Raw genomic sequence first — 18,165 nt, forward strand, 5'->3', positions numbered from 1 at the left:
TCCCCAGTACTATACTTCCATAATGATAGGCAGAATCATAGGATTCCGTTTCATCCGCTTCCATAAAAAGTCGCTTAAGCTGTCGCGTATCACATTCTTAATCTTACCCCAGTCATTGACATGGCGGTCCAGGCAGTCAGCGACCGCGTCATTGACAACGTTCCTGGCCTCCTCCATTAAATCCTCTGACTCACGCACATAAACAAATCCTCTGGATACAATATCCGGACCTGCCAAAAGCTGATTGGAATATTTCTCTAAAGTCAGAACCACCACGATAATTCCGTTCTGAGCCAGATTCTGTCTGTCTCTTAATACGATATTTCCTACATCTCCAACACCAAGACCATCTACCAGGATTCCTCCTGCCTGAACATGATCCACGATCTTCCAGGATTCCTGTCCCAGTTCTACCACATCGCCGGAGGACATGATAATTACATTCTCCTTTGGGGTTCCCATCGCCTGAACCAGATTTTTCTGGGCCATGATATGACGGTATTCACCGTGTACCGGAATGGCGTATTTGGGGCGGACCAGGGCATACATCAACTTGATTTCCTCCTGGCATGCATGTCCCGATACATGAGTGTCATCGCTGATTACCTCTGCTCCCTTCATAGAGAGCTCGTTAATGACCTTGGAAACAGCTTTTTCATTGCCAGGAATCGGATGGGAGCTTAAAATTATCACATCGGTTGGCTTAATGGAAATCTTTTTATGGGTGCTGCTTGCCATTCGGGAAAGTGCAGCCATGGATTCTCCCTGGCTTCCGGTGGTGATGAGCACAGTCTGCTCATCAGGATAATTTTTTAACTGGTCTATTTCAATGAGAGTTCCATCCGGAATATTGATATAGCCAAGCTCACTGGCCGTACCGATCACATTGACCATACTGCGGCCTTCTACCACTACCTTACGGCCATACTTGGCCGCGGAATTGATGACCTGCTGTACCCGGTCCACGTTGGAGGCAAAGGTGGCTACAATGATGCGGTTATTCTTATGATCTGCAAAAATATTATCAAAGGTTTTTCCAACGGTCTTCTCCGAAGGGGTGAACCCTGCTCTCGTCGCATTGGTGCTGTCACACATCAGGGCCAGAACGCCCTTTTTACCCAACTCGGCAAAACGCTCTAAGTCAGCCGGTTCGCCAAATACCGGAGTATAGTCAATCTTAAAATCGCCTGTATGCAAAATCACGCCGGCCGGAGAAAAAATGGCAAGGGCGGAGGCATCGGCGATGCTGTGGTTTGTCTTGATAAATTCGATACGGAAACAGCCTAAATTAACGGACTGTCCGTGCTTGATCACCTTTCTCTTGGTGTTTTTCAGTAAATTATGTTCTTTCAGTTTGTTCTCGATCAGGGCAATGGTAAGCTTTGTTCCGTATACCGGCACATTGATATCTCTTAGAATATAAGGAAGAGCGCCGATATGATCCTCGTGGCCATGGGTAATAACAAATCCCTTTACTTTATCAATGTTCTGTTTTAAATAAGAGACATCCGGTATTACCAGATCGATCCCAAGCATATCATCCGTTGGGAATGCCAGTCCGCAGTCCACAATGATGATGCTGTCTTCACATTCAAAAGCAGTGATATTCATACCGATCTGCTCCATTCCGCCTAAAGGAATGATTTTAACTTTCGCGTTGCTGTCTTGTTTTTTCAATATTTTACCTCCATCTTATGATTTTCCGTCCTGTTCTTCTTCCATTGCCTCCCGGCATTCACTGCAATACCCGTGCAGCTTCACTTCATGATCGGTCACAAGAAAACCTGTCCTGTCAAGAAGGGCCTGCTCCAGCGTATCCAGTAAATCGCCTTGAAAGGAAAATACGTTTCCGCATCGGTTGCAAATCGCGTGGTGGTGGTGATGTCTGGACTCACGATCTAAGCCCCCTAATTCATAGCGGGCAAATCCGTCATCAAAACTGACCTTGTCAATCACTGATAAATCTACCAGTACCTGCACAGTCCTGTAAATCGTGGCAAGCCCAATCTCCGGGCACTTCTGCCTGGCCAGATCATAGATCTCTTCCGCAGTCAGATGCTGCCCGGGGCGCTCTGCCATGAGCTCCAGTACCAGCATGCGCTGGTTGGTCACCTTGAGTCCTTTCTCTCGAAGCATATTTTTAAAAATTTCCTGTTTCATTAACAGTCCCTCAATTACTCACCAACATTTTTCTTAAATTTGAATATCCACATCTGCTCCGTCCAGCAGTTCGGAAAATATCTTAAATAAATAATCTATCTCGTTATCATCCTCTACAAACTCATACAAAGCCTGGCTGTCTTCCTGCTTTGATAAATCCTTTAAGATGTAACATTCCCCTTCGTCATCGTCATCTGCCGCATCAGTTACCAGCAGATAATTCATCCCATTAATTCTGGTTTCCTCCAGAACGTAAAACTCCACGTTTTCCCCTGAATCCGTTGTCAGGGTAATCTTCTTCTCATCACTGTTCATTTCCTGTCTCCTGCTTTAAGCTGTCCAGATAGCCCTGCAGGATCAGCCCTGCCGCCACCTTATCAATGACTGCCTTGCGGTGTTCTCTTCTTACACCGCTTTCCTGTAATATTCTCTCCGATGCAACGGTCGTGAGCCGTTCATCCCATAGAATGACGGTAAGTCCAGTCCGCCTCTCGAGCATCTCTTTAAACTGTTCCGTTTTCTCGGCCCTATCACCGGCCGTATTATTCATATTTTTCGGATAGCCGAGGACAATGGCTTCAATCTCATATTCCCGAATCAGTTCTTCAATCCGGGCACAGGTCTTTCTCAGTTTATTCTCGTCTTCTCTCGTAATTGTCTCCACTCCCTGGGCGGTTATACCAAGTAAGTCGGAAACTGCAACTCCTACAGTTTTAGAACCGTAATCAAGCCCCATAATCCTCATATTTTTCCTCCAAGGTTGCTCTTTTTCCAATCTTTATGCAGCAAAAGAAAGCTGGTCCAAAGCCAACCGTATAAAAACAAACTGTCAGACTCCGCCTACTTCCACTTCATCTGACAGCTAGACTTATGATTATCCACAGCCTTATTTCAACTTCGTATCAATATATACTCCCATAAGTTCTTCCAAAATCTCATCCCGCTCAACTTTCATGATAAGACTTCTGGCATTCTTATGGCTGGTAATATAAGTAGGATCTCCTGACATAATATAGCCCACGATCTGGTTGATCGGATTATAGCCCTTTTCATTAAGGGCAATATAAACCTGTTCCAGTACCTGGCTTACATTCAGTTTATTTTCCTGCACTGCCTTGAAAAATTGCGTATTATGAATATCGCCCATGTTTCTCACGTCCTTTAACTGTTCTACTATATTCTAAACCAAAAGTTGGGATTCGGCAAGCCAAAAATAATTTTTATATGTTAATGCTTTAAAAATGCCACCTCATCGTTCATCATTTCCATAAGAATTCCTTCTATCACCACGCCCTTTAAGCCTTCTACAAAGGGCACTGCGGCCTTCACGTATTCTCTGGTGTGGCCGATCATGTAATGAATGTCATTCCACCAATATTCCTCTTCCATAAGCACTTCTGTCCTGGATCCTAACCATGACTTCCGGTACTCAAGGGACATTTCCTTCTCCAGGCAAAGGAGGTCATTGCTGCGCTCCGCCTTTATGGATTCCGGTACCTGATCAGGCATTACCGCGGCCTTGGTGCCGTTTCTTTTGGAATATTTAAAAACATGCATCTCATAGAACTGTACATTTTTCAAATATTCTTTTGTCACCTGAAAGTCCTCGTCGCTTTCTCCTGGAAACCCTACGATCACATCTGTGGTAATCGCGGGATTTTTAAATGCCTTCCGTAAAATCTGACAACGGTTTAAATAGTCCTCAGTCGTATAATGGCGGTTCATTCTCTTTAAGGTATTATCGCTTCCGCTTTGCAGGGATAAGTGGAAATGGGGGCAAATTTTATGAAGTCCTGCAAGCTCTGATGCAAACTCTTCCGTCACGATCCTGGGTTCCAGGGAACCAAGACGAATCCGTTTTAAGCCTTCCACTTCGTGAATGCTCTTAATCAGATCCAGGAGAGTAAGCCGTTCTTCCTCGGGAAAATCCATGCCGTAAGAGCTTAAGTGGATTCCTGTAAGTACGATCTCCTGGTAGCCGGAAATGGTCAGACGTTTTACTTCTTCCACCACCTCATCGGGTCTCCGGCTTCTCACCCGTCCTCTTGTATAAGGTATAATACAGTAGCTGCAAAACTGGTTGCAGCCATCCTGGACCTTGATAAATGCCCTGGTATGGTCTGAGATTCTGTCAATAGACAAATTCTCGTATTCCCTGGTGTCACCGATATCAATAATCGTTTCCAGCGTTTCATCGGGGGCATTATTCTGACTGTAGGCTATGTCTTCTTCCGGCTTCTTCCTTTGGGCAAAGTAGTCTTCCAGAATGGAAACCAGATCCGTCTTTTTGTTGTTGCCAACGACTAAATCCACCGCTTCATCCTTTTTAAGTTCCTCACCTGCTGCCTGTACGTAGCATCCGGCTGCCACGACCACTGCCTCCGGATTCATTTTCTTTGCCCTGTGAAGCATCTGTCTTGATTTACGGTCCGCGATATTTGTTACGGAGCATGTATTAATAATATAAACATCTGCACCTTCCGCAAATGGAACGATCTCATATCCGGCGTTTTCAAGAAGCTGCTGCATGGCTTCTGTTTCATAGGAATTAACCTTGCATCCAAGATTATGCAGGGCTGCCTTTTTCATCTTGTTTTCTCCTATCTAAATATTCCTTTTATTTTCAGTATTTTCATGTAATATTACCATTGACTTTTATACAATATATCAGTAGTATTGAAGTGATTAAGGGTCGGTCCCCGAGCGGTCCCTCATTAAATAAAAGAGCTCACTCAAGGAGGTTTTTCACATGAAAACAGTTCGTATATCTTTAAATTCCATCGATAAAGTAAAATCTTTTGTAAACGATTTAACAAAGTTTGATACTGATTTTGATCTGGTATCCGGCAGATACGTAATTGATGCAAAGTCTATTATGGGCATCTTCAGCCTGGATCTTTCCAAACCCATCGATTTGAATATCCACTCTGAAAATAATGCTGATGAAATCTTAAACGTATTATCTCCATACATCGTAGATTAAGCATAATGCCTTTCGGGGTCCGGCCTTTTCCAAAAGGAGCCGGACCCCGATTTTATTTTTTAGCACCAAACTTTTTCTACTGTGCTTATAGCGGTTTCAACTAATTCGTCGATCTTTTCTTCTAACTTTTCCTCAGACCGTTCAATCATCTTCAAACTCGGTTTTGTCACCGGATGCTTTGCCACAAAAATGGTACAGCAATCTTCAAAAGGTAGCACGGAAGTCTCATAAGTACCAATCTTTTCCGATACATCCACGATTTCCTGCTTGTCAAAGCCAATGACAGGACGGAATACCGGCATCGTTGTGGCCGCATCCGTAGCAGCCAGAGACTGCATGGTCTGGGAAGCCACCTGTCCGATGCTCTCTCCGGTTATGAGTGCCATAGCTCCGCTTTCTTCTGACAGGCGCTCTGCAATTCTCATCATATAACGTCTCATGATGATGGTAAGCTCCTCATGAGGGCATTTATCATAAATGTACAGCTGGATGTCCGTAAAATTCACAATATGAAGGCGAATCGGACCGGAATATTTAGAAACCAGCTTTGCTAAATCGACAACCTTCTGCTTTGCACGCTCACTGGTATATGGCGGAGCATGGAAGTAAACGGCATCGATCTTAACCCCTCGCTTTGCGATCATATAACCTGCCACCGGGCTGTCGATACCACCGGATAAAAGAAGCATGGCCTTTCCATTGGTTCCCACCGGCATGCCGCCAGGACCAGGAATGACATGGGAGTAAATATTGATCTTATTGCGAACTTCCACATGAAGCATCACATCCGGCTTATGAACATCTACCTTTGTCTCGGGAAATGCATGAAGGATCAATTCCCCCAGATCCCTATTGATCTGCTCGGAATTTACCGGATATTTTTTGTTTCCTCTGCGGGCGTTGACCTTAAAGGTGAAATTCTTATCCTCATAGAATTCATCCACATAAGACTGCACCTGTTTCTTTAAATCCTCGTATCCATTGTCCTCCACCTGAACCATAGGGCAGATGGCGGCAATGCCGAAGATACACTTTAACGCTTCTATGACCTCATCAAAATCATATTCTGACTCTGCATTTACATAAATACGTCCTGATTCCTTGGAAACTATAAAATCACCATCCACTCTCTTTAAGGAGTGGCGGATCTGAGTCACCAGGGCATCCTCGAACAGATAACGGTTTTTTCCTTTCACCCCGATTTCTGCATATTTAATTAAAAATGATTGATATTGCATCTGTTATCCTTTCCTCTTTCCTGCCCATGAATTTTGGGCATAAAGGTATACCCGAAGGGTATTACTTTCTGTAAACTACTCTTTAACCTCTCTGATACCGTCTTAATACAGGCAAAAGCTCCTTAAGTACATCTATGCAGTAATCCACTTCCTCTTTGGTGTTATAAACCCCGAAGCTGAACCGCAGCGTGGAATCCAAAAGCTCAGGTTTTACGCCGATTCCCTTTAACGTTCCGCTGACAGCCGGATGATTTGAAGAGCAGGCAGACCCGGAGGATACATAAATCTCCTTATCTTCCAGAGCATGCAAAAGCACTTCGCTTCGGATTCCAAAAAAGCTTGCACTGACAATCTGAGGCGCTGACAAATCACCAGGCAGACTGTTAACCGTAACGCCGTCGATCTCTGAAAGCCTGTCAATCATATAATCTTTAAGGGTGATCATGGACCGCATCTTCTCGCCATGATCCGTATACATCATGTTAGCTGCCACTCCCATGCCTGCAATTCCAGGAACATTTTCCGTACCGGAACGCATGCCTCTCTGCTGGCCGCCTCCATAAATCAAAGGCCTGATTTTCACCCTCTGGTCAATGTATAAAAATCCTACTCCTTTTGGCCCATGTATCTTATGGGCGCTGACGGATAAAAGGTCGATTCCCTGACGTTTTGGACGGATGACAAATTTTCCGTAAGCCTGAATGGCGTCCACATGAAACAGGATGGACGGATTCTTCTTTTTTATGACCTTTGAAATGGCTTCGATGGGTTCCACCGCACCGATTTCATTATTCACATACATAATGGAAACCAGAATGGTCTCCGGACGGATTGCCGCCTCCAGCTCGTCCAGACGGATATGTCCCTGTGCATCTACAGGAAGGTAAGTCACCAAAAAGCCCTGTTCCTCTAAAAACGCCAGAGGATTATACACGGAGGCATGTTCTATTCCGGTGCTGATGATGTGGTTTCCCGCCCTTTTATTGGCCATAGCAGTCTCAATCAGGGCCATATTGTTGGATTCTGAACCACCGGATGTAAAAACAATTTCTTTTGGGGCAACTTTTAAGGTCCCGGCTATGATCTCCGCTGCTTCCTTAATATAACGTTCCGCTTCCATTCCCTTTTTATGCTTGGCAGATGGATTTCCGTAGTCCTCCGTCATGATCTTTACAACAATATCTCTTACCGGCTCCAACACTCTGGTCGTTGCCGAATTATCAAAATAAGCTTCCATATATGGCTCGTTCCTTTCCTCTTCCCTGTCCATGCTTTTGGGAGGGATATCAGTAAGTTGTTCCCCGGGCTCTGTCAGCCTTCCAGCTGGAAGGCCAGCACGGATACAATCGCAAGGCCGGCGGTTTCCGTCCGAAGGATTCGTTTTCCAAGGGTAATCAGTTTTGCTCCGAAATTCTTTGCAAGCTCCATTTCAGAATCCTCAAAGCCTCCCTCCGGTCCGATAAATATCCCCGCACTCATTCCCGGCTTGATGGCTGACAGGATTTCTTTCGTCTCTGCCATATCCTTTGCGTGTTCAAACGGAATGACCGTTATATCAAGATCCTTTGCAAAGGTCAGAGCCTCCTGAAACGTCATGACACCGGTCACCTCCGGTATGATAAGCCGCTTGGACTGCTTGGCAGCGCTTTCTGACACTGCATTCCAGCGGCGAAGCTTTGATTCTTCCTTCTTTTTATCCAGCCGTACAACTGCACGTTTGGTCTGCACCGGTATGATCTGGTATACACCAAGTTCCACAGCCTTCTGGATAATTAATTCCATTTTATCACCCTTTGGCAATCCCTGAAACAGGTAGAGCCTGGCAGGAAGCTCAGTGCCTCCTTCATCGACTGACAGGATCTTGGCCGTAACTTCCGTAGATGCCACCTCCAGAATCTCACACAGGTAATCCTTGTCTACGCCATTGCTGATTAAAATCTGTTCTCCGGCGCCCATCCGCAGAACATTCTTCATATGGTTTACATCCGGCCCCATGATCCGGATTGTCTCTGCTCCGATTTGATCCGGATTAACAAAAAAGTGATACATCCTTTTCCCCGTTCCTCTTCCTATTTCTTCCTGACTGTTATAGAAACCCATTCGCCCTGATAAGTGGTTTCCACAAGCTCAAAGGCATTATTTTCCTCAAATGCTTTCTTCACCGCTTCTTCTTTCATGTTAATGATACCGGAAGTAATGAAAATAGCGTCTTTTTTCATGTGAACAGAAATTTCCTTCTGAAGCAGGATGATGATATCTGCCAGGATATTGGCTACCACCACATCATATTTTTCAAAGCCTGCTTCCTCTTGTATCGCCCTGTCATCAATAATATTGCCCTGTATTACTTTAAACTTCTCCATAGGGATATCATTGGCTTCCATGTTTTCCTTAACGGCGATAATAGCATTTTCATCAAGGTCCGTTCCAAATACCTCTTTCGCACCCAGCTTTAAGGCAGTGATTCCCAGAATGCCGCTTCCGGTTCCCACATCAAGGAGAGTTGTCTCCGGTGTCACATATTTGCGCAGCTGACGGATGCAAAGCTGGGTCGTCTCATGCTGTCCGGTTCCAAAGGCAGTTCCCGGATCGATCTCAATCAAAAGCTTGTCCTTATGTTCCTCCGGAATTTCCTCCCAGGTAGGTTTAATCAGGATATCATCCACGGTAAAAGGCTTAAAATACTGTTTCCAGTTATTAATCCAGTCTTTATCCTCAGTCTCACCGGACGCAATGGTGCATTCCCCTAAATCCGTGAACATGGAAAGCTCAGTCAGTCCTTCCTCTACTCGTTTTAACATGCCATCGATGTCAGAATCCGGCTCCAGATAGAAGCTGACCTTTGCAACGCCCTCATCCGGGGGAAGCTCCGGCAGAATGTCGATAAACATGCCTTTTGTCTCCGCCTCTGTAAGAGGGATATTATCCTCGATTTCAATTCCTTCTATACCGATTTCATCAAACATGCTGCTGACTAAATCCACGGCCTCTGTCGTGGTGGTCAGCGTAAATTTTTTCCATTTCATAGCAATTCCCTATCCTTTTATAATTTTCACAAACAGACACAAAAGCACCACTAAGACAATCGGGCGCACAATCTTTAATCCATTTTTCACCACCAGGCCTGATCCGATATAATGGCCTGCAATGCAGAAAAGTCCTGACACCAGTCCTAAGGGGATCAAAACCTTTCCATTTATTAGAAAAGTCACCAATGCTGCAATGTTGGAAGACAGGTTGATCACTTTCGTGGTGCCTGATGCACTCCTGACATCCATTTTGGCGAATCCGGTCAGAATCAGCAGTAGAAAGGTTCCCGTACCTGGTCCGTAAAATCCGTCATAGCATCCGATGACCAGTGCTGCACCTATGCTGATTAAAAACATCTTTTTCTCAGGCAGGCTACTGCTCTCCTCCGGATTTCCAAGACTTTTATTCTTAAGAACATAAAAGGCAACAACCGGAAGCACCGCCAGCATCATGCCCTTTAATACCCGTTCACTGGCTAGCATGGATAAATGCGCTCCGATTACAGAACCGACCACAGCAAAAAGTGCAGCAAGCAGAGACAGCTTTGCTTTAATGTAGCCGCCCTTCGCATACCTGGCTGTAGAGATCACAGTTCCCATGGTGGAACCCAGTTTATTGGTCCCAATGGCCAAATGAGGAGGTACCCCTGCTGCCAGATACGCCGGAAGGGATATCAGGCCTCCGCCTCCTGCTATGGAATCTACAAAACCCGCCAGAAAAACAAGAGGGCATACGATCAAAAATGGGTTCATAGGCTGTTTCCTTTCCTTGACATCCGGGAACCGGACTTTCTCTTTATAGTATATGAATGTTTTGCTCTCAGCTTTAAACCACAAGATATCATAACATACAATGAAATCGCTTGCAAGCGTCTAACATGTACGAAATTTGAAGGGTTATTTCGCATTTAATAAAAAAATTTATTTTTTTTAAAAAAGATGCAATAAAAACTGAAGCTGGTGCATTAACTAATTGAACGGATGAAAATAACTTTTGTTTCGTTCCGATCGCAAGGGCAAAAAAATATCAAGTAAACGAAATTCCTTGATGCATTACACCCCATCACACCCGCCTGAGCGACTGGAATTGAAACAGGAACTATTTTCACAAATTACAAAGCAAAAATTTTTGTAATGAAAAACAAGGGACGCACCTCATGGCTGATTCATTTCAGCTGTCTGGTGCGTCCTTTGTTTTTTATTGAGAAAGAAAAGGTACAGCAGAAAATTTCCGCCATACCTTTTAAAAACATTCCATCAAGTTTATTGGATCCATGCGCCGTCAGCTCCTACCTTATATCCGTCAGGTGTGGTCGTATTGGTAAGCATCCTTCCCTTATAACCATCGGACATGGTGTTAAAGTAATAAGCTTTTCCGTCTACAATCTGCCAGCCTATCCTCATAGTTCCCATAGTTCCGTCATCTACCGGATTTAAGTAATACCGGAAGCCTCCCTCATCGGTATACCAGCCGGTCAGCATATGGCCTTCAAAGTTAAACCGGTACCATCTTCCATCGATATACTTCCAGCAGTTAGAGGGCCAGCTGCCATCACTATACTGAAACCACCAGCCGGATGGGCTGTAACGCCAGCCTCTCTGATAGCTGTAGGCCCCCGGACCATCATCATCGTCATCGTCGTCATCCCAGCAGTCAAAGGATACACTTCCCTCAATAGGCCCTTTGTTTTTTGTGCCCGAGCCGTTCCAGCCCGGAAAATCCCGGACTGCCTGCCCGTCCCCGGCCATAGCGACCGCCGGAAATAAAGCTGTTATCCATATGACAGCGGCAGCCAGGGCCAGTTTTTTTGCAAACCTTCCCATACATTCCCCTCCATTTAAAACCATGTACCTTCCGGAATCCTTATTTAAAGATTCCCTTCTTTTTATGTTTGTCGCCTTCCACTGTGCCGTTCATGGCCTCGTCAAACTTACGAAGTGCCTCTTTTTGAGCCTCTGTCATGCGCTCTGGCACTGAAACCACCAAGGTAACAAAATGGTCGCCGCGAATGGCACGGTTGCGCAGGGAAGGAACACCCTTTCCTTTTAAGCGCACCTTTGTATCCGTCTGGGTACCCGGCTTTACTTCGTATTCCACTTCTCCATCCACGGTCTTGATCCGGATGGTTCCGCCCAAGGCAGCATTCGTAAAGGAAACCGGTACCGTTGAGTAAATGCTGGTATCCTGGCGTTTGAAAATCGGATGGTTGGATACCACTGCCTCTACCAGAAGATCGCCTCTCTCTCCGCCATTGGTTCCCGGTTCTCCGGCACCTGCAAGGCGCACAGACTGTCCGTTATCAATTCCTGCCGGAATGGTAACTTTAAATTTCTTTCTTTTGGTAATGTATCCGCTGCCATAGCAATCCGGACATTTATCTTTCACGATTTTCCCGCTGCCGCCGCAGTCCGGACACGTCTGAACATTCTGTATCTGTCCGAAGAAGGATTGCTGGGTATACATGATCTTTCCTTTTCCGTTACATTTTGGACATGTAACCGGTGAGGTTCCCGCTTTTGCACCACTTCCGTGACAAGAGGAACACTCTTCCTTGAAATTGATCTCAATCTCCTTCTCACAGCCAAATATTGCATCCTCAAAAGTTATGCGGATGCTGGTTCTAATATTTGCTCCCCTAGATGGCCCATTGTAACGGGCGCTGCTTCTTCCTCCGCCAAAGATATCTCCGAAAATATCTCCGAAAATATCTCCCATGTCCGCTCCACTAAAATCAAAGCCGCCAAAGCCGCCTGCTCCGCCGCTACCATCAAAGGCAGCAGAACCGAACTGGTCATATTGGCGCCTCTTATCAGCATCGCTAAGGACACTATAGGCCTCGGAAGCCTGCTTGAACTTTTCAGCAGCCGCAGTATCTCCGGGATTTGTGTCAGGATGGTATTTTTTAGCTAATGCCCTGTAAGCCTTCTTAATCGCTGCATCATCTGCATCTTTAGGAACGCCCAGGGTTTCATAATAATCTTTCTTACTCTCTGCCATCTTAGGTCTACCTTTCATAGATTAAGAAAATTCGATTCACCTTTGGCTCACCGAACGGCTGAGTTTCCTAATACCCATCTGGGTAAACCACAGCCTTCGTTTTCTCTCGTCTTTGCTGAGGAACTCATGCCTGAAGAAATTCGGAAAAAGTGCTGTATCGCTACAACACTTTTCCCAAAGTCCTGTCTACTGACCAGACTAGTTTACACCTCTTTGTAATCGCCGTCAACCACATCGCTGTCCTGATAGGTTGCATTTTCTGCTCCCATGTCAGGGCCTGCACCCTGTGCTCCGCCCTGAGCCTGAGCCTGCTCATAAACTTTTGCAAATAAAGCCTGTGCACTGTTCATCAGTTTTTCTCTGCCTGCCTTGATATCTTCAATCTGAGCATCAGTCATATCATCAATAGGAGCTCTGTTAACCGCTTCTTTTAATGCGTTCAAATCTGCTTCTACAGATGCCTTATCGTTTGCATCGATCTTGTCTCCAACTTCCTGCAGAGCCTTCTCTGTCTGGAATACCATGGAGTCCGCATCGTTTCTTGCGTCAATGCCATCCTTACGCTTCTTATCCTGAGCCTCATATTCAGCTGCTTCCTTAACTGCCTTATCAATATCAGAATCAGACATGTTGGAGCCGGAAGTAATGGTAATATGCTGTTCCTTGCCTGTTCCTAAGTCCTTAGCAGAAACATTAACGATACCGTTGGCATCAATATCAAAGGTAACCTCGATCTGAGGAACGCCTCTTCTTGCAGGCGGAATTCCATCCAGACGGAACTGGCCTAAGGTCTTGTTATCTCTTGCGAACTGTCTCTCACCCTGTACCACGTGGATATCAACCGCTGTCTGGTTGTCAGCCGCTGTGGAGAAGATCTGGCTCTTCTTTGTGGGGATAGTCGTATTTCTTTCAATTAATCTGGTAGCAACACCGCCCATGGTCTCAATGGACAAGGAAAGGGGAGTTACGTCCAGAAGAAGGATATCGCCTGCGCCTGCATCACCAGCAAGCTTTCCGCCCTGAATGCTGGCACCGATGGCAACACATTCATCCGGGTTCAAGGATTTGGAAGGTTCCTTACCTGTCAGCTGTTTTACTTTCTCCTGTGCAGACAGCATACGGGTAGATCCGCCTACTAACAATACTTTTCCTAACTCTGCAGCAGTGATGCCTGCATCTCTTAATGCATTCTGTACCGGGATTGCAGTGCGCTCGATGAGATCTGCTGTCAGCTCATCAAATTTCGCTCTGGTTAAGTTCATATCCAGATGCTTTGGACCTTCTGAGGTAGCAGTAATAAATGGCAGGTTGATGTTGGTGGTCGTTGCAGAGGATAATTCCTTCTTTGCCTTCTCAGCAGCTTCTCTTAATCTCTGCATAGCCATCTTATCACCGGATAAGTCAACGCCCTCAGCCTTTTTAAATTCATCTACCATCCACTGGGTTACGCGGTTATCAAAGTCATCACCGCCCAGACGGGTATCGCCGTTGGTGGAAAGAACTTCGATAACGCCGTCGCCGATTTCAATGATGGAAACGTCGAAGGTACCGCCGCCTAAGTCATATACCATGATCTTCTGCTCTTTTTCATTGTCAAGTCCATAAGCCAGAGCTGCTGCTGTCGGCTCGTTGATGATACGCTTTACATCAAGACCGGCAATCTTACCGGCATCCTTGGTTGCCTGACGCTGTGCATCGTTAAAATATGCCGGTACGGTAATAACCGCTTCGGTTACTTTTTCTCCTAAATAAGCTTCTGCATCTGCCTTTAATTTCTGAAGAATCATAGCAGAAATTTCCTGAGGACTGTAATTTTTTCCGTCAATTGCTACCTTGTAGTCTGTACCAATATGTCTTTTGATGGAAGAGATGGTACGGTCAGAGTTTGTTACTGCCTGACGCTTAGCAGGCTCGCCTACTAGCCTCTCTCCGTTCTTTGTAAATGCAACAACGGATGGTGTGGTTCTTACGCCTTCGCTGTTGGGAATTACAACTGGTTTACCGCCTTCCATAACGGCTACACAGCTATTTGTTGTACCTAAGTCAATACCAATGATCTTGCCCATAGTTTTTTCCTCCTAATTAATAAACAAAATATAAATGATTACCTTTTTCCTGCCCCTATTGGGGTATCAAGGTATACCTGGAATGTATTATCTGCTTCCTGATGCCATGTGACTAATTAGCTACCTGCACCATGGAATGCCTTACCACGCTGTCACGATAAGTGTAACCCTTCTGAAGCTCCTGGGAGACTACATTTTCACCCAGTGACTCATCTTCAATATGCATTACCGCATTATGGAAATTGGGATCAAACGGCTTTCCAATTGCTTCAATTGGTTTGACGCCGGCTTCTTCCAGCGTTTTCATAAGCTGCTTATATATCATTACCATTCCATCTGCAAAAGGAGCGCTTTTTTCCTCCTCAGATATGGCTGCAAGGCCTCTTTCAAAGTTATCAACTACCGGAAGGATCCGTTCAACGATATCCTTTGCTCCGATTTCAAACATGGCTGACTTTTCTTTTTCTGTTCTCTTGCGGTAATTATCAAACTCAGCCATGGACCTCTGAAGGCGGTCTGTGAGTTCCTCTATTTTTTCATCCTTTGGATCTTTCTTCTCTTTCTTTTTTCCGAAAAGGCCCTTTTTCCCGGATTCTTCTTTGGAACCCTCTTCAGCCGTTTCTTCTTCCGGAACATATTCCTGGGTTCCATCGTCCCCGCAGGATTCTGCACCTTCTATTTCTTTCTCAGTGGGAACGGCATCCTCTGTATAAACAGTCTCATCTGCCAGATTCTCATCTGTTTTCACATCTTCCATGCTCAATGCTCTACCCTTTACCTTTCATCTTTTTTCAAAATGGTGTCCAGCTGCGTCATGAGATTACGCAATGTGCTGAGAACCTTTTCATAATCCATCCGTTTCGGTCCTATGATTCCTATAGTCCCTCTTAAGCCTTCGCCCAGTTCATAGTTGGCGGTTACAATGCTGCAGTCCTTCATTGTTTTAACAGGCGCCTCATCACCGATGTATACCTGGATTCCGGATCCGCTCTCCGAGCTGTTCACATCATCGATCAGCCCCTGCAAAAGATCCTTCTGTTCCAGCGTACCGATAAGCTTACTGGCCCTTTCTCCGTCACTTAACTCCGGATACTTGAAAATGTTCGTGGCCCCGCTGGTATAAATCTGAAGGTCATCATCATCACCCCGGATAGCGGTAGCTACCTCGCCTAGAACCCGGTCCACCACATCACAGTGGGGCCCTGCCTGAACCTTCATTCTGCTGATCACTTCAAGATTGATCTCCTCTATGGTCAGCCCGTTAAGGGCATTGTTAAGAAGAATGTTAAGATTCAAAAGTCCTTCGTCATCTAATTCCGTATGAATGGGAATCATGGTATTCTTAATGATATTGCCCTCCACCACAATCACTACAAGAAGCTTTTCTTCGTCAACCTTGGAAAGCTGGATAAACTTCAGTTTGTTCCGGTGGAACTGGGGCGCGCTGATCATTGCAGCGTAATTGGTGTTCTGGGCGAGAAGCTTTGCCATCTGTTTTAACAAGAGCTCTACCCGGTCCACCCGCTTTAATATCATATCTTTGATCTCAGTGACTTCCTCTTCTTTTTCCTGCATGATCTGGTCCACATAAAAGCGGTATCCTCTGTCTGAAGGAATCCTTCCGGCGGAGGTGTGAGGCTGCATGATATATCCAAGCTCCTCCAGATCAGACATCTCATTCCGGATTGTGGCAGAACTTAAGTTTAAATCCGTATACTTTGATATGGTACGGGAACCTACCGGTTCTCCGGTTTCCAGATAAGTTTTGATAATAGCCTTTAATATAGTTACTTTCCGCTCATCTAGCTGATCCCTGTCACTCAAACTGCCCCACTTCCTTTCTGAGTTGTTTTGTTAGCACTCAACGTTTAGGAGTGCTAACATCTTCTTTTCATAATATATTCTTTTTTTCTACATTTGTCAATACATTCCTGAAAATATTTTGGTGAAGTTTTTGTGGCCTGCTTGTACATTTTTCCTCATATATCAATGAAATATTACATGCTGTTGACATTATTTCCTTGACTTTTAACACTTTTGTAATATAATGGTAATTATGACACCATAACAACACAATTGCGAGGTAGGGTTGGAAGAAAGAGTCTTACAACCTTGAGCTTGTGAACAGCGTGCCCCGCTTTACCGGGCATCAACTGGATATGCCTGCATATTAGTTGATCCATTTGGAGGTAAATTATGAATAGTTTTTCAGGGAAAAAGAGGATCACCGGATTCCTGACACTTCTTTGTATCCTGCTGTTGTCTACCACTGCACTGGCAGCCGAGACTACAGGAAATGACGAAACCGTGAATCAAGTACAGTCCGAAAACTCTGGAACGGATCACCAAACCATACAAGCCAGCACTGAAAATCAGGCGGCAACAGCCAGCACTGAGGAAATCGGACCTGGCATTAAGAAAAAAGAAACCGAACCTGTAAAGCCGGAAGAACCGGCCAAACCGGTATATGAAAAGGGAGAATCCTTAGGACTCTTCTCCGCCACGGCTTATTGTCCGGGCGAAAGCGGCAGCAAACAGTGCCGAACCTATTCCGGGACGATTCCACAGCCACAGCACACCATATCCGCAGATATCACAATTCTTCCCCTTGGAACAAAGGTCATGATCGATGATATCGTTTATACCGTTGAAGACATCGGAAGCGGTGTGAAGGGAAACAAAGTCGATATTTTCTTTGCAAGCCGCGCGGAAGCATTAAATTTTGGAAGACAAACAAAAGAAATATTTACAGTCATTGAACGTTAGAAAATGTCCATGTGACGCCGCAGAACAGTGAATTTTATCACTGCTCTGCGGTTTTTTTTCGTCTTAACCTTGACAAAACTGGAAAAATGTGTAAAATGATTACTTGTACCTCATTTATTACAATTCTGTTACATATAATTATAAATATATTAAAACTTGTTACAGATTGTAAAAAAGAAAGGAAGTATTTGTAATATGCAGAAAACAAACCGAATTCACTGGTTCCTCGGAACCTTACTAATGATGGCATTTTTCTTAATAAGTGCATGGAACGTTTTGGCAGCCCAGACAGCAGGGATTATTGACAATGCGGACGAAAGCAATGTAAGGGGCTGGGCCCTAAATAGCTCTGATCCAAGCTCTGCGGCAGAAGTAAAGGTTGTCATCACCAATCAGTCAAACGGGCAGGTCGTAGCAGAGCTTACCACCACTGCCTCCAAGTACCGAGAGGATCTGGCATCTAATGGAACCGGAAATTACGGTTTTGAAATACCAGTTCCCTGGAATTCCTACGGAGACGGCACTTACCTGGTGGAAGCCTATACAGGCGGCCAGAAGCTTTCCGGCACCAGAGTGCATGGAGTAGGAGCTGCCGCTGCCGCAAGTCTTCAAAACAGCAGCTCCAATCTCCGTTCCCTGGGCGCATTTAAAACCACAGCTTATTGTCCCTGCCGAAAGTGTTCCGGAGGCTGGGGAGGACGTACCAGCACGGGAACCATTGCAACAGCAAACCATACCATTTCTGTTGATCCAAGGGTCATTCCTTACGGCAGCCGCATCATGATAAACGGAGTCATCTATACGGCGGAGGATTGCGGAGGCGGAGTTAAGGGAAACCACATTGATATTTTCTTCAACACCCATGGAGAAACCCGAGCCTACGGCACCAGAAGTGTAGAAGTGTATCTCGTTCAATAATACCAAT

The 18,165-nt window shown here is 45.2% G+C and carries 19 protein-coding genes; 3 read left to right on the forward strand and 16 right to left on the reverse strand.

The features are described from left to right. Positions 1-9: 9 nt before the first annotated feature. From ACHZES_RS10205 to mtaB, 6 genes are all read right to left on the reverse strand, one after another. A complete protein-coding gene (locus ACHZES_RS10205) occupies positions 10-1,677 on the reverse strand; it encodes a ribonuclease J (protein WP_089991584.1) in 1,668 nt (555 codons plus the stop codon). A gap of 15 nt (positions 1,678-1,692) precedes the next feature. Continuing rightward, a complete protein-coding gene (locus ACHZES_RS10210; RefSeq protein WP_395548070.1) occupies positions 1,693-2,160 on the reverse strand; it encodes a Fur family transcriptional regulator in 468 nt (155 codons plus the stop codon). Positions 2,161-2,193: 33 nt separating this feature from the next. Continuing rightward, on the reverse strand, positions 2,194-2,475 hold the full coding sequence (locus ACHZES_RS10215) for a DUF1292 domain-containing protein (RefSeq protein WP_100305860.1): 282 nt from the start codon (positions 2,473-2,475) through the stop codon (positions 2,194-2,196). Beyond that, positions 2,465-2,905 carry a Holliday junction resolvase RuvX gene (ruvX, locus tag ACHZES_RS10220; protein WP_025231562.1) on the reverse strand — a complete coding sequence of 147 codons (441 nt, stop codon included), beginning with the start codon at positions 2,903-2,905 and terminating at the stop codon, positions 2,465-2,467. The genes ACHZES_RS10215 and ruvX overlap by 11 nt, the downstream gene beginning before the upstream one ends. A gap of 141 nt (positions 2,906-3,046) precedes the next feature. Continuing rightward, the gene (locus ACHZES_RS10225) at positions 3,047-3,307 is read right to left on the reverse strand and encodes an IreB family regulatory phosphoprotein (protein WP_025231561.1); all 261 of its coding nucleotides are present in this window, start codon (positions 3,305-3,307) and stop codon (positions 3,047-3,049) included. Positions 3,308-3,387: 80 nt separating this feature from the next. After that, positions 3,388-4,749, reverse strand: coding sequence for a tRNA (N(6)-L-threonylcarbamoyladenosine(37)-C(2))-methylthiotransferase MtaB (gene mtaB / locus ACHZES_RS10230; protein ID WP_395548069.1), 1,362 nt, complete (start codon positions 4,747-4,749; stop codon positions 3,388-3,390). A gap of 160 nt (positions 4,750-4,909) precedes the next feature. Between mtaB and ACHZES_RS10235 the strand changes: the two genes are divergently transcribed. Continuing rightward, on the forward strand, positions 4,910-5,143 hold the full coding sequence (locus ACHZES_RS10235; RefSeq protein ID WP_013271604.1) for a PTS sugar transporter: 234 nt from the start codon (positions 4,910-4,912) through the stop codon (positions 5,141-5,143). Between the two features lie 59 nt (positions 5,144-5,202). Here the strand turns inward: ACHZES_RS10235 and thiI are convergent, their stop codons facing one another. The 10 genes from thiI to hrcA form a co-directional block, all read right to left on the reverse strand. Further along, complete coding sequence (gene thiI, locus ACHZES_RS10240; protein ID WP_154522432.1) at positions 5,203-6,381, reverse strand: tRNA uracil 4-sulfurtransferase ThiI; 1,179 nt, start codon at positions 6,379-6,381, stop codon at positions 5,203-5,205. An 82-nt stretch (positions 6,382-6,463) separates the two neighbouring features. Beyond that, positions 6,464-7,618 carry a cysteine desulfurase family protein gene (locus ACHZES_RS10245; protein WP_395548211.1) on the reverse strand — a complete coding sequence of 385 codons (1,155 nt, stop codon included), beginning with the start codon at positions 7,616-7,618 and terminating at the stop codon, positions 6,464-6,466. Between the two features lie 74 nt (positions 7,619-7,692). Then, positions 7,693-8,430 (reverse strand): 16S rRNA (uracil(1498)-N(3))-methyltransferase, encoded by a 738-nt coding sequence (locus ACHZES_RS10250; RefSeq protein WP_038281167.1) that lies wholly within the window; start codon positions 8,428-8,430, stop codon positions 7,693-7,695. A 20-nt stretch (positions 8,431-8,450) separates the two neighbouring features. After that, a complete protein-coding gene (gene prmA / locus ACHZES_RS10255) occupies positions 8,451-9,407 on the reverse strand; it encodes a 50S ribosomal protein L11 methyltransferase (protein WP_395548068.1) in 957 nt (318 codons plus the stop codon). Positions 9,408-9,416: 9 nt separating this feature from the next. Continuing rightward, positions 9,417-10,163: a TSUP family transporter gene (locus ACHZES_RS10260; protein ID WP_154522441.1), complete on the reverse strand. Its 747-nt coding sequence runs from the start codon at positions 10,161-10,163 to the stop codon at positions 9,417-9,419. A 510-nt stretch (positions 10,164-10,673) separates the two neighbouring features. After that, on the reverse strand, positions 10,674-11,234 hold the full coding sequence (locus ACHZES_RS10265; RefSeq protein ID WP_395548067.1) for a glucan-binding protein: 561 nt from the start codon (positions 11,232-11,234) through the stop codon (positions 10,674-10,676). 40 nt (positions 11,235-11,274) lie between these two features. Then, complete coding sequence (gene dnaJ, locus ACHZES_RS10270) at positions 11,275-12,408, reverse strand: molecular chaperone DnaJ (protein ID WP_395548066.1); 1,134 nt, start codon at positions 12,406-12,408, stop codon at positions 11,275-11,277. 203 nt (positions 12,409-12,611) lie between these two features. Continuing rightward, the gene (dnaK, locus tag ACHZES_RS10275; protein WP_089991561.1) at positions 12,612-14,474 is read right to left on the reverse strand and encodes a molecular chaperone DnaK; all 1,863 of its coding nucleotides are present in this window, start codon (positions 14,472-14,474) and stop codon (positions 12,612-12,614) included. Positions 14,475-14,586: 112 nt separating this feature from the next. Continuing rightward, positions 14,587-15,231 carry a nucleotide exchange factor GrpE gene (gene grpE, locus ACHZES_RS10280; protein WP_395548064.1) on the reverse strand — a complete coding sequence of 215 codons (645 nt, stop codon included), beginning with the start codon at positions 15,229-15,231 and terminating at the stop codon, positions 14,587-14,589. 17 nt (positions 15,232-15,248) lie between these two features. Next, positions 15,249-16,298, reverse strand: coding sequence for a heat-inducible transcriptional repressor HrcA (gene hrcA, locus ACHZES_RS10285; RefSeq protein WP_154522447.1), 1,050 nt, complete (start codon positions 16,296-16,298; stop codon positions 15,249-15,251). Positions 16,299-16,670: 372 nt separating this feature from the next. On the opposite strand from hrcA, the gene ACHZES_RS10290 reads away from it, so the two are divergent. Both ACHZES_RS10290 and ACHZES_RS10295 read left to right on the forward strand, forming a co-directional pair. Continuing rightward, entirely contained in the window at positions 16,671-17,240 is a 570-nt protein-coding gene (locus tag ACHZES_RS10290; protein WP_395548063.1) for a 3D domain-containing protein, read from the forward strand. Between the two features lie 195 nt (positions 17,241-17,435). After that, complete coding sequence (locus tag ACHZES_RS10295; RefSeq protein WP_395548062.1) at positions 17,436-18,158, forward strand: 3D domain-containing protein; 723 nt, start codon at positions 17,436-17,438, stop codon at positions 18,156-18,158. Positions 18,159-18,165: the final 7 nt, after the last annotated feature.

It is taken from the genome of Lacrimispora sanguinis (genome assembly GCF_044987295.1).
Lineage (GTDB): Bacteria > Bacillota > Clostridia > Lachnospirales > Lachnospiraceae > Lacrimispora > Lacrimispora celerecrescens_B.